At 65.5% G+C, this 11,515-nt stretch carries 12 protein-coding genes, 1 tRNA gene and 3 pseudogenes; 10 read left to right on the forward strand and 6 right to left on the reverse strand.

What is annotated here, in order from left to right; translation table 11 throughout:
• The first annotated feature begins 23 nt into the window (after positions 1-23).
• From atpG to HPA01S_RS18975, 4 genes are all read left to right on the forward strand, one after another.
• Positions 24-890: a F0F1 ATP synthase subunit gamma gene (gene atpG / locus HPA01S_RS18960; RefSeq protein WP_066272400.1), complete on the forward strand. Its 867-nt coding sequence runs from the start codon at positions 24-26 to the stop codon at positions 888-890.
• Positions 891-934: 44 nt separating this feature from the next.
• On the forward strand, positions 935-2,341 hold the full coding sequence (gene atpD / locus HPA01S_RS18965; protein WP_066272404.1) for a F0F1 ATP synthase subunit beta: 1,407 nt from the start codon (positions 935-937) through the stop codon (positions 2,339-2,341).
• Positions 2,342-2,461: 120 nt separating this feature from the next.
• Positions 2,462-2,878: a F0F1 ATP synthase subunit epsilon gene (locus HPA01S_RS18970; RefSeq protein WP_066272405.1), complete on the forward strand. Its 417-nt coding sequence runs from the start codon at positions 2,462-2,464 to the stop codon at positions 2,876-2,878.
• A gap of 131 nt (positions 2,879-3,009) precedes the next feature.
• Positions 3,010-3,603, forward strand: a complete 594-nt coding sequence (locus HPA01S_RS18975) for a cyclic nucleotide-binding domain-containing protein (RefSeq protein ID WP_066272406.1) — start codon at positions 3,010-3,012, stop codon at positions 3,601-3,603.
• A 48-nt stretch (positions 3,604-3,651) separates the two neighbouring features.
• On the opposite strand, the gene HPA01S_RS18980 is transcribed toward HPA01S_RS18975, so the two are convergent.
• Genes HPA01S_RS18980 through HPA01S_RS18990 form a run of 3 tightly spaced genes read right to left on the reverse strand, consistent with a single transcriptional unit; the run spans position 3,652 to position 5,748 of the window.
• On the reverse strand, positions 3,652-4,179 hold the full coding sequence (locus tag HPA01S_RS18980) for a TPM domain-containing protein (RefSeq protein WP_066272408.1): 528 nt from the start codon (positions 4,177-4,179) through the stop codon (positions 3,652-3,654).
• Positions 4,180-4,192: 13 nt separating this feature from the next.
• Positions 4,193-5,143: a TPM domain-containing protein gene (locus HPA01S_RS18985; RefSeq protein ID WP_066272410.1), complete on the reverse strand. Its 951-nt coding sequence runs from the start codon at positions 5,141-5,143 to the stop codon at positions 4,193-4,195.
• Positions 5,140-5,748, reverse strand: a complete 609-nt coding sequence (locus HPA01S_RS18990) for a LemA family protein (RefSeq protein WP_066272412.1) — start codon at positions 5,746-5,748, stop codon at positions 5,140-5,142. Before HPA01S_RS18990 ends, HPA01S_RS18985 begins: the two co-directional genes overlap by 4 nt.
• Before the next feature lie 155 nt (positions 5,749-5,903).
• On the opposite strand from HPA01S_RS18990, the gene HPA01S_RS18995 reads away from it, so the two are divergent.
• Genes HPA01S_RS18995 through HPA01S_RS19005 form a run of 3 tightly spaced genes read left to right on the forward strand, consistent with a single transcriptional unit; the run spans position 5,904 to position 7,901 of the window.
• Positions 5,904-6,341 carry a YybH family protein gene (locus HPA01S_RS18995; RefSeq protein WP_066272414.1) on the forward strand — a complete coding sequence of 146 codons (438 nt, stop codon included), beginning with the start codon at positions 5,904-5,906 and terminating at the stop codon, positions 6,339-6,341.
• Positions 6,338-7,336: a YheT family hydrolase gene (locus HPA01S_RS19000; protein WP_066272415.1), complete on the forward strand. Its 999-nt coding sequence runs from the start codon at positions 6,338-6,340 to the stop codon at positions 7,334-7,336. Before HPA01S_RS18995 ends, HPA01S_RS19000 begins: the two co-directional genes overlap by 4 nt.
• 22 nt (positions 7,337-7,358) lie before the next feature.
• Complete coding sequence (locus HPA01S_RS19005) at positions 7,359-7,901, forward strand: DUF2946 family protein (protein ID WP_066272417.1); 543 nt, start codon at positions 7,359-7,361, stop codon at positions 7,899-7,901.
• 82 nt (positions 7,902-7,983) lie between these two features.
• Here HPA01S_RS19005 and HPA01S_RS19010 read toward each other — a convergent pair whose 3' ends face one another.
• A complete protein-coding gene (locus HPA01S_RS19010) occupies positions 7,984-8,850 on the reverse strand; it encodes a c-type cytochrome (protein ID WP_066272419.1) in 867 nt (288 codons plus the stop codon).
• A gap of 236 nt (positions 8,851-9,086) precedes the next feature.
• Between HPA01S_RS19010 and HPA01S_RS19015 the strand changes: the two genes are divergently transcribed.
• Both HPA01S_RS19015 and HPA01S_RS22820 read left to right on the forward strand, forming a co-directional pair.
• Positions 9,087-9,162 (forward strand) — tRNA-Arg (locus tag HPA01S_RS19015).
• A gap of 344 nt (positions 9,163-9,506) precedes the next feature.
• Positions 9,507-9,641: pseudogene (locus HPA01S_RS22820) on the forward strand (hypothetical protein); the annotation flags it as partial.
• Positions 9,642-9,672: 31 nt separating this feature from the next.
• Here HPA01S_RS22820 and HPA01S_RS23925 read toward each other — a convergent pair.
• Together HPA01S_RS23925 and HPA01S_RS19020 are read right to left on the reverse strand one after the other, a co-directional pair.
• Positions 9,673-9,810: pseudogene (locus HPA01S_RS23925) on the reverse strand (IS3 family transposase); the annotation flags it as partial.
• Positions 9,811-9,813: 3 nt separating this feature from the next.
• A pseudogene (locus HPA01S_RS19020) lies at positions 9,814-10,170 on the reverse strand (IS3 family transposase); the annotation flags it as partial.
• Between the two features lie 61 nt (positions 10,171-10,231).
• Between HPA01S_RS19020 and HPA01S_RS19025 the strand changes: the two are divergent.
• The gene (locus tag HPA01S_RS19025) at positions 10,232-11,383 is read left to right on the forward strand and encodes an IS30 family transposase (RefSeq protein WP_066272422.1); all 1,152 of its coding nucleotides are present in this window, start codon (positions 10,232-10,234) and stop codon (positions 11,381-11,383) included.
• The last annotated feature ends 132 nt before the right edge of the window (positions 11,384-11,515 follow it).

An 11,515-nucleotide genomic window follows, 5' to 3' on the forward strand; every position in this document is an offset into this window, starting at 1 on the left:
ATTGACCCGATAAAGGAGCCCCAATGGCAGCAGGCAAGGAAATACGCGGCAAGATCAAATCGGTGGAAAACACCAAGAAGATCACCAAAGCCATGGAGATGGTCGCCGCCTCCAAGATGCGCAAGGCGCAGGAACGCATGCGTGCGGCCCGGCCTTACGCGGAGAAGGTGCGCCAGATCACCGGCAACCTGAGCCGGGCCAACCCGGAGTACACGCACCCGTTCATGCAGACCAACGATGCCAAGACCGCCGGTTTTGTCATCGTGACGACCGACAAGGGTCTGTGCGGCGGTCTGAACACCAACGTGCTGCGCGCCGTGACCTCCCAGCTCAAGGAGCTGCAGGCCCAGGGCGTGAGCGCCGAAGCCGTGGCCATTGGCAACAAGGGCCTGGGCTTCCTCAACCGCATCGGCGCCAAGGTCGTGTCCAGCGTGACCGGCCTGGGTGACACCCCGCACCTGGAAAAGTTGATCGGCCCCGTCAAGGTGCTGCTCGACGCGTACACCGAAGGCCGCATCAACGCGGTCTACGTCTGCTACACCAAGTTCATCAACACGATGAAGCAGGAATCGGTGATCGAACAGCTGCTGCCGCTCAACGCCGGCACGCTGCAGGACGACGCCGGTGGCCGTGACTGGGACTACATCTACGAACCCGATGCAGCTGCCGTCATCGACGAACTGCTGCTGCGTTACGTGGAAGCGCAGGTGTACCAGGCGGTGGCCGAGAACATGGCTTCCGAACAGTCCGCACGCATGGTGGCCATGAAGGCCGCCACCGACAACGCCGGCAGCGTCATCGGTGAACTCAAGCTGGTCTACAACAAGACCCGCCAGGCCGCGATCACGAAAGAGCTTTCGGAAATCGTCGCCGGCGCCGCCGCGGTCTGAAGCAGCCACCCAACAGAATCCAGAGAAAACAGAAGGTATCCATCATGTCTCAAGTACAAGGCAAGATCGTCCAGTGCATCGGCGCCGTCGTGGATGTGGAATTTCCGCGCAACCAGATGCCGCGCGTTTATGACGCGCTGAAAATGGAAGGCTCCGCACTGACGCTGGAAGTCCAGCAACAGCTGGGCGACGGTGTGGTGCGCACCATTGCGCTGGGCTCGTCCGACGGCCTGCGCCGCGGCATGGTGGTGTTCAACACCACCAACCCGATCATGGTGCCGGTGGGCAAGGCCACGCTGGGCCGCATCATGGACGTGCTGGGCACGCCTATCGACGAACGCGGCCCGGTCGACCAGACCCTGACCGCCTCCATCCACCGCAAGGCCCCGGCCTACGACGAACTCTCGCCCTCGCAAGAGCTGCTGGAAACCGGCATCAAGGTGATCGACCTGGTGTGCCCGTTCGCCAAGGGCGGCAAGGTGGGTCTGTTCGGTGGCGCCGGTGTGGGCAAGACCGTGAACATGATGGAACTCATCAACAACATCGCCAAGGCCCACAGCGGTCTGTCGGTGTTCGCCGGTGTGGGTGAACGTACCCGCGAAGGCAACGACTTCTATCACGAGATGGCCGACTCCGGCGTCGTGAACCTCGAGAAGCTCGAAGAGTCGAAAGTGGCCATGGTTTACGGCCAGATGAACGAGCCCCCGGGCAACCGTCTGCGCGTGGCCCTGACCGGCCTGACCATCGCCGAGTCGTTCCGCGACGAAGGCCGTGACGTGCTGTTCTTCGTGGACAACATCTACCGCTACACCCTGGCCGGTACCGAAGTGTCCGCCCTGCTGGGCCGCATGCCTTCCGCCGTGGGCTACCAGCCGACGCTGGCCGAAGAAATGGGCCGCCTGCAAGAGCGCATCACCTCCACCAAGGTCGGCTCGATCACCTCCATCCAGGCCGTGTACGTGCCTGCCGATGACTTGACCGACCCGTCGCCTGCCACCACCTTCGCCCACTTGGACTCCACCGTGGTGCTGTCGCGTGACATCGCCGCACTGGGTATCTACCCCGCAGTGGACCCGCTGGACTCCACCAGCCGCCAGCTCGACCCGCTGGTCGTGGGCCAGGAGCACTACGAAACCGCCCGCGCCGTGCAAGGTACGCTGCAGCGCTACAAGGAACTGCGCGACATCATCGCCATTCTGGGCATGGACGAACTGGCACCCGAAGACAAGCTGGCCGTGGCCCGCGCGCGCAAGATCCAGCGTTTCCTGTCGCAGCCTTTCCACGTGGCCGAAGTGTTCACCGGTTCGCCCGGCAAGTACGTGCCGCTGTCCGAAACCATCCGTGGCTTCAAGATGATCGCCGCCGGTGAGTGCGACCACCTGCCCGAGCAGGCCTTCTACATGGTCGGCACCATCGACGAAGCCTTCGAAAAGGCCAAAAAAGTCGCGTAAAGCGGCGTACTCGGGCGCCCGGCGTTGTTGGCGTGCTCGATGTGCCACAGCACATCTCCGCGCGCCGCCTAGCCGGACACCCGATTACTTGCTTTCCGTCGACTTTTCAAAGGAGTACATATGAGCACCATCCGCGTCGATGTGGTCAGCGCCGAAGAATCCATCTTCTCCGGCGAGGCCAAGTTCGTGGCGCTGCCGGGCGAAGCCGGTGAGCTGGGCATCCTGCCCGGTCACATTCCGCTGATCACCCGCATCAAGCCCGGTGCCGTGCGCATCGAGAAGGCCGATGGCGGTGAAGAATTCGTGTTCGTGGCCGGTGGCATTCTCGAAGTGCAGCCGCACCACATCACCGTGTTGTCCGACACGGCGATCCGCGGCAACGACCTCGACGAAGCCAAGGCCCTCGAAGCCCGCCGTCAGGCCGAAGAAGCCGTGAAGAACGCCCACAGCGATATCGACCTGGCCAAGGCCACGTCGGAACTGGCCGTGATGGCTGCGCAGATCGCAGCCCTGCGCAAGTTCCGCCAGAAGAAGTGAGCTCCACGGCTGCCTTTGCGGGCGTGGCGCCTACCAAGACCGGCTGTTGCCGGTCTTTTTTTTGCCCCTTTCGAACCGGGTTGTAACGGTCCGATAACATGGGGTCCTCAGACCACCCCCTGAAAGCCCGCATGTCGTCGATTTTCGAAAGCCCGGACCTGGCCCCTGAAGAGGTGGCCGCGCGCTTGCTGGTCACGGCCTCGGCACTGGCCGACCTGACCATCGGCGACGCGCTGAAGGTGGTGGGCTACATGCGGCCCAAGCTGATCAAGGCCGGCACGGTGATCATCCAGGAGGGTGAGGTCAAGCAGACCGACTACATGCTGCTGGTGCTGGAAGGAGACATCGCGGTGGAGAACGAGCTGCCCGGCCTGCACGAGAGCATGGTGGTGAACATCATGGGCCCGGGGCATCTGATCGGCGAGATGGGGGTGCTCGACGGTGCGCCGCGCTCGGCCACCTGCACCGCCAACACCGACATCGCGGTGGCCGTGCTCTCACGCACTGCACTCATGCGCCTGCTCAAGGACGACCCCAAGCTGGGCGCGCGCCTGCTGCTGGCGATCTCCAAGCGCATGGCCGACCGGCTGCGCGAAACCACACGCAAGCTGCGCACGTTTGCGCAGATGAACAAGGCGCTGCAGCAGGAGCTCAATGTGGCGCTGAACAACCGCACCGGCATCGACCGCCGCAGCAACAGCAGCGGTAGTGCACGCGGTCGGTGACCGACCCCCGGCGCACCGCAGCGCCGGACCCCGCAGCAATCTATTCCGTCAGCGCCGCACCACCGTGTCGGGCAGTTCGTTCGGCCGCACCGCGCCGGGCTCGGCCGGAAAGTGGGTGACGAGCAGGGCCGAGACTTCTTCCAGGGCTTGCGTCAGCCCGTCTTCGACCGCGCCTTCGCGCAGACGTGAGCCGAGTCGGTCCACGATGGCCTGCCATTCGCTCTCCGGCACGCGGCGCGCCAGGGCACGGTCGGCCACGAACTCGACCGCGTGTTCGGCCAGCAGCAGGTAGATCAGCACGCCGTTGTTGTGTTCGGTGTCCCAGATGCGCAGGCGGCCGAACCAGGTCAGCGCGCGTTCGCGCACCACGCTGCTCAGCGGCGCGCGCGCACCCAGGCGCCAGAGGTAGCTGGTGGGCAGGGCCGCCTCCACACACAGGCGCACTTCGCCGCTGTGCCGGCCTTCGCTGGCCGCCACGCGGCGCGCCAGCCGGTCGGCCATGTCGTCGGGCACGGCGCGGCGTGCGTCCGAGCTGTCGAGCCAGCGGTGTTTGAGGATGCGAAGCAGTTTGTTCATGGGCCTGTCGTGCTTACCAGCCACCCGAGGCGCCACCGCCCCCGAAGTTGCCACCGCGGCCGGAGCTGAAGCCTCCGCCACCACCACCGCGCCCACCACCAAAACCGCCGCCGCCGAAACCACCACCGCCACCCCAGCCGCCGCCACCGCCGCGTCCACCGCGGCCGCTGGTGGGCGCGGGCATGAACTGCAGGAACAGCGCGGCCAGCATGCCGAGCAGGCCGGCGCCGATGGACACCCAGAGCACGGCGGTCAGCACCCAGGCCAGACCGCCGGCACCCACGCCGGTCAACAGGCTGCCGATCTTGTTGCCGAACAGGCCGCGCAACAGGGCCGAGACCATGGGCACGGCGAAGACCGCGAACACCAGCACCTCCATCCAGTCGAACTCACCGATGCGCTCGCCGCGGCCGGCGGGAGCGGCCTCGGGCAAAGGCAGGGCCTCGCCGCTGATGCGCGCCAGGATCTGGTCCACCCCGGCCTCGATGCCTCCGGCATAGTCGCCCTGGCGGAAGGCCGGCGTCACCACGCCGTCGATGATGCGGCGCGCCAGCAGATCGGGGATGGCGCCTTCCAGGGTCTTGGCGGTGGCGATGCGCAGGCGCCGGTCGTCCTTGGCGATGACGAACAGCACACCGTCACCCACGTCGCGCCGGCCGATCTTCCAGGCATCACCCAGGCGTTGCGTGTAGTCGGCAATGTCTTCGGGCGCGGTGGTCGGCACCATCACCACCACCACCTGGGAGCCCTTGGCTTTTTCGAACGCCGCGAGCTTGGCCTCGATGGCGGCGGTGCTGGCCGCGTCCAGCGTGCCGGACTGGTCGATCACGCGTGCGCGCAACTCGGGCAGCGCCTGCAGGCCGGCCACCTGTTGCGCCAGCGCCACCAACGGCAGGCCGCACAGCAGCACCAGCGCCAGCAGCCATCGGCCCAGCGGTGAGCGGGCCGCGAAGCGCTGGGTCATGGCTTGTTGAAGTCCACCGCCGGCGGTGTCGAGATGGTGGCCTCGTTGGCGACCTGGAAGTTGGCCTTGGGCTTGTAGCCGAACAGCATGGCGGTCAGGTTGTTCGGGAAGCTGCGTGCCAGCACGTTGTACTCCTGCACCGTCTGGATGTAGCGGTTACGCGCCACGGTGATGCGGTTCTCCGTGCCTTCGAGCTGCACGCGCAGGTCGCTGAAGCCCTGGTTGGCCTTCAGGTTGGGGTACTGCTCCACCACCACCATCAGGCGGCTGAGTGCGCTGCCCAGCTCACCCTGCGCGGCCTGGAACTGCTGCATGGCGGCCGGGTCGTTGAGCGTTTCGGGCGTGACCTGGATCGACGTGGCCTTGGAGCGCGCTTCGATCACACGCGTGAGCGTCTCCTGCTCGAAGTTGGCCTCGCCCTTGACGGTGGCGACGATGTTGGGGATCAGGTCGGCGCGGCGCTGGTACTGGTTGAGCACCTCGGACCAGGCCGACTGGCTCTGTTCGTCCAACCGCTGGAAATCGTTGTAGCCACAGCCGGTGAGGCTGGCCGCGATCACCAGGCCGGCGGCCCAGGTCAACAGGCGTTGAAAGGATGTGCGCACAAAACCTCCTCTGGCCGATGGCCGTTCAATCGGGTATCAAAAAGGACCTCTGATGTGAGCGGACTATACCCGGGCACGAAGGCACTTCAGGAGGGCCGCAGGGGTGCTGCAGGGGTATGGCACGCCGCCCGTGGGCAGGCGGCAAAATAGCCGCCATGCGCAAACACAAACTGCCCCCCGGCTCCGCGGACGACACGGAGGCCGCCTTCTACGACGCCCTGCAGCATGCCGACCTGGAGCGCCTGATGGCCTGCTGGGCCGACGACGACGAGATCGTCTGTGTGCACCCGGGCGGCCCGCGCCTGATCGGGCAAGCCGCGGTGCGTGCCGCGTTCGAGGCCCTGTTCGCCAACGGCAGCGTGCAGGCGCAGCCGGAAAAAGTGCGCCGGCTCGATGCCGGTGCCTGCAGCGTGCACAGCGTGGTCGAACGGGTGGCCGTGATGACCGACGACGGCATGCAGCACGCCTGGGTGGTCGCCACCAACGTCTACGCCAAGACCGCACAAGGCTGGCGCATGGTGGCCCACCACGCCAGCGCCGGCGCGCGCTCCGAACCCCCGGAAGTGCTCACCTCCCCGCCGGTGCTGCATTGAGACCGCGCAGTTTCGATTACCGCGCCCCGTGGTGGTTGCCGGGTGGCAATGCGCAGACGCTGTGGGCCGCGCTGGCCAGCCGCCGCCATTTCGGGCCGGCACCGCGCTGGCAACGCAGCCGCTGGACCACGCCCGACGGGGACTTCATCGACGTCGACCAGGCCAAGCACGCCAGCGCACCCGAAGCGCCCTTGCTGGTGCTGTTCCACGGGCTGGAGGGCTCGTCGGCCAGCCAGTACGCCGTCGCCTTCGCCGACTTCGCGGCCGCGCACGGCATCGCTTATGCGGTGCCGCACTTCCGCGGCTGTTCGGGTGAGCTCAACCTCGGCCCGCGCGCCTACCACTCGGGCGACTTCGCCGAGATCGACTGGATGCTGCGCCGCTTCGCCGAAGAACACCCGGGCCGCCCACTGATCGCCGTCGGTGTCTCGCTGGGTGGCAACGCGCTGATGCGCTGGGCCGGCGAAACTGGTGCGGCAGCCGCGCAGCAGGTGCGCGCCATCGCCTCGGTCTGTTCACCGCTCGACCTCGCGGCGGGTGGCCACGCCATCGGCCGTGGCTTCAACCGCCTCGTCTACACCCGCGTGTTCATGCGCTCCATGGTGCCCAAGGCCTTGAAGAAACTGGCGCAGCACCCCGGCCTGTTCGAGCGCGAGGCGCTGCTGGCCGCGCGCGACCTGTACGAGTTCGACAACCTCTTCACCGCACCCCTGCACGGCTTTCGCGACACCGCCGACTACTGGGCGCGCGCCTCGGCCAAGCCGGTGCTGCAGGACATCCGCGTGCCCGCGCTCGCACTCAACGCGCGCAACGACCCCTTCGTGCCCGCGCAGTCCCTGCCGACGCTGCAGGACGCCGGGCACTACGTCACCTTGTGGCAACCCGAACAGGGCGGGCACGTCGGCTTTCCGGTGTCACACGGCGCACTGGGTTTGCCAGGCCATGTGCGGGCCATGCCCGAGGCTGTGGGAAACTGGCTGCTCGCCCACCTCTGACCCCTCTATCGAGATCGACGCCATGGACGACATCGTCAAGGCCGCGATGGCCAAATGGCCCAACGTGCCGCACTGCATCGGCTGGCTCGGCCTGGACGCGCGCGGCAACTGGTACATGCGCGACGACCGCACCCAGGCCGCCGGCCCCTTCCCCGACAGCAAGGGCTCCTTGCTGCAGCATCAGAAACTCATCGAGTTCATCCAGCGCAACTACGCGGCCGACGCGCAGGGCCAGTGGTATTTCCAGAACGGGCCGCAGCGCGTCTACGTGGACCTGGAAAACACCCCCTGGATCTGGCGCCTGCAGCCCGATGGGCGGGTGCTCTCGCATACCGGCATTGCGGTGGCCGTGACGGCCAGCCTGCTCGACGAAACCGGGCACCTCTACCTGGTGGCCGATGACGGCGCTGTCGGCCTGGTGCACAGCGCCGACATGGCTCTGGCTGCAGACGCGGTGGAAGCCGGCCGCTGGAGCCCCGAAGCCGTGCAGGCCAATGGGCTGCCCGCGCGCTTCGGTTTCGTGCGCCGCCCGCAGGCGCCGCCGGCAAACCCGCCAGCACCCTGAGCCACGGCCGCCCGAGGCAAAGGCACAGGCGTAAAAAAGCCGGCTCGCAGGCCGGCTTTTTTTGCGTGCGTTGAAGCCGCGTTTATTTGACGGCGGCCACCATGAACTGCACGGTCGCCTTGATCTCGGCGTCGGTGGCGGCGGTGCCACCCCGGGGAGGCATGGCGCCCATGCCCTTGATGACGGCGGCGGTCAGGCCTTCCACGCCCAGCGGCAAGCGCGCAGCCCAGGCGGCCTTGTCACCCAGCTTGGGCGCACCGGCCACACCCGCGGCGTGGCAGACCGAGCACGATTGTTTGTAGAGCGCTTCACCGGCACCAGCGGCCACTGTGGTGGCGGCTTCGGGTGCTGCTGCAGCGGCAGGCGCGGGGGCAGCAACAGGGGCGGGCTCGGCAGCGGCCGGGGCGGCTGCCGCGACGGGGGCGGCCGCTGCATCAGGCGCAGCTGCGGCGGCAGCAGGTGCCTGCGGCTCGGGGAACTTGGCACCGGCGGCATTGGCCATGTGCACCACGGCGCGGCCAATCTCGGCGTCGCGGAACGCGCCACCACCTTGAGCACCCATCGCGCCCTTGCCCTTGAGGGCGGCGTTCAGCAGCGCGTCGTAACCGGTGGCGATGCGCGGCGCCCAGGCGGCAGCATCGCCGAGCTTTGGCGCACCGGCCAGACCCGCGCCGTGGCAGGCCACGCATTGCGCGGTGTACACGGCCTCGCCAGCGGCCAGCGGCCGGTTGGCATCACGCACTTCGACCGTGCCTACGCGCTGGATGCGCTCCGCCGTCGCCTGTTCAACGTCCACCGCACCCGCAGCGGGCTTGTCGCCCGAGACCACGGTGTACACCAGGCCGATGATGATGAAGATGGGCGCGACAAACGCGAAGAACGACGTCCACAGCAACTGGGCTGGTGTCTTGATCGGGCCGGTGTGGTGTTCGTGGGCGTGGTCGCTCATGGTGTCCTCAAGGGTGCGAAACGGGGCCGGTATAAGAGTGGGGCAGGCCTGCGTGGGCAAGGCAAAACAGCCTGCGATTATAGCCAAGCCCCCTTGTGTCCGAGCGAAGTACCACCCCCTGGCTGATAGAATTGCGCCCGTTGCGGCTGTAGCTCAGTGGATAGAGTATTGGCCTCCGAAGGCTGTCGTCATCGGCAAAACACGCACCAGATAGACTATTGGTCTCCAAGCAGCATGCGGCTGTAGCTCAGTGGATAGAGTATCGGCCTCCGAAGCCGAGGGTCGTGGGTTCGATCCCCGCCAGCCGCACCAAAATCAACGACTTACGTGTGCCTCTCATGGCCCATGCACCAGTCGCTTGAATCCAGAGCCACTCGTTTGGCAAGAGCATTGGGCCCTGAGAAGCTCGGTGGGCAAGAGTCAGAAGCTCTCTTGAACACTTCCTGTGGCCCATCCATGGCCCACTTATGGCCCGCCATTGACGGCTCGACGATCGGATGCCGTCATTTTTGACCCTTGGACTGTGGCCCAGTCAAATTTCTCTGCCGTTGTTCGTTAGCTTTCAATGTGGATCAGGCCCGTGCGGTGTTGAATTCCACCGATCTTTGACCCGGAGGGGGGTGCGGACGAAAACTTGGACTACTAGGAGGTAGTTCATGTATTCCTACGAAGATCGGATTCGAGCCGTTGAGCTCTACATCAAGCTGGGCAAACGCGTCAGACCCACCATCCGTCAACTGGGTTATCCAACAAAGAGTTCATTGAAGGGCTGGTACAACGAATACCAGCAGATGGGCTGCTGCCGGTTCCGTTGACACCGACCTAAGCTTTTTGAGCTTGCTCGAACTGTACGGGACTGAGATAGCCGAGTGTCGAATGTCGGCGCGTCGGGTTGTAGAAGCGCTCGATGTAGTCGAACACATCTGAACGGGCCTGCCCTCGTGTGCGGTACACCTTCCTGTCGGCCACGGCACTGCGCGCGCCACGGTCCTTAGGCAGTCCACGCCGTCTGGGTCTGGCTCGCAATGCCTGCTCGCGCATGAGCCGTTCGATGCGGTGCAGACCACAAGCCTGCCCTTGCTCCAGCACGTCGTGCCACACACGGCGTGCGCCGTAGGTGCGGTCGCTGCGCACGAAGCTCTGGTGGACCTGCGCGCCCAGCACTTCATCGCTGAGGCTGCGCCGGCTCCTGGGGCGTGTGAGCCACGCGTAGAAGCCACCCCGCGAGACACCGAGCGCCTCGCACATCAGATTGACCGGCCAGGCCCCTCGGTGCTTCGCCACGAAGCCGAACTTCACATCGACTCCTTCGCGAAGTAGGCCGCCGTGCGTTCAACCGGTCAAGGCAACATCGTCTTAAAAATGTTGTTGGAGTATCGGTATGGAAACACGCAAGCGGGGATTAACGGCGCAGGAGCGCCAGGAGTTGTGGTCGCGCTGGAAGTCTGGGCAGACGCTGACCGCCATCGGTACGGCCTTGGGCAAGGCACCGGGCTCGATCTACGGATTCCTCGCAACTGATGGTGGGATCGCGCCTAGGCAACGTTGTCGGACCGCGCACCATCTACGCGTCGATGAGCGCGAAGAGATCTCCCGTGGTTTGATGGCAGGTGTTTCACTGCGGCAGATCGCCGCGGCTCTGGGGCGCTCGCCGTCGACGATCAGCAAGGAGATTGCACGCAATGGCGGCTTCAAGGAATATCGCGCCGTCGACGCAGATCGCAGGGCTTGGCAGCAGGCCATGCGTCCCAAGCCCTGTCGACTGGCAAACAACATCCGGTTGCGCGATCAGGTCGCTGCGAAGCTTCAGGAGAACTGGTCGCCGCAGCAGATTGCGGGCTGGCTCCGCAAGCACTCTGGTGGAGATCCCAGCATGGAGCTATCGCACGAAACCATCTATCGCAGCCTCTTCATTCAAGCAAGAGGTGTCCTGAAGAAGGAGCTGATGGCTCATCTGCGCAGCAGGCGGCTCATGCGACGCGCCAAGGCTTCGACCACAAAAGGCCAGCCACGCGGCCAGATCATAGATGCGGTGTCGATCCGTGAGCGTCCCGCGCAGGCAGAGGATCGGGCCATCCCTGGTCACTGGGAAGGTGACCTGATCTCGGGCGCCAAGAACAGCCACATCGCAACGCTGGTCGAGCGGAGGTCGCGCTATGTCGTGCTGGTACAACTCAAGGGCAAAGACACCACCAGTGTGGTTGACGCACTAATGCGGGAGGTCCAGAAGCTACCGACCGGCCTCATCAATACCTTGACTTGGGACCGAGGCTCGGAGCTGGCACAGCACAAGCGGTTCACGCTTGCTACCGCCGTTCAGGTGTACTTCTGCGATCCAAGGAGCCCGTGGCAGCGAGGCACCAACGAGAACACAAACGGACTGCTACGCCAATACTTCCCCAAAGGTACGGATCTCTCGGTCTTCGACCAGGCGCAGCTTGATGTGGTCGCCGCTCAACTAAATACCAGACCACGACTAACGCTCGGCTTCGAAACACCCGCCGATACACTGACAAATCTTGTGTTGCCTTGACCGGTTGAATGCACGGCGGCTTTTTTCAGGATGTCGCGCTCCATCTTGAGCTTGGCCACCTCCTTGCGCAGCCGCGCTATCTCAGCGTCCTGGGCCTTCTGCTTGCCGTTGCCAGGGAACGCCTCCTGAGGC

The sequence above is a fragment of the Hydrogenophaga palleronii NBRC 102513 genome (assembly GCF_001571225.1).
In the GTDB taxonomy this organism is placed as follows: Bacteria; Pseudomonadota; Gammaproteobacteria; order Burkholderiales; family Burkholderiaceae_C; genus Hydrogenophaga; species Hydrogenophaga palleronii.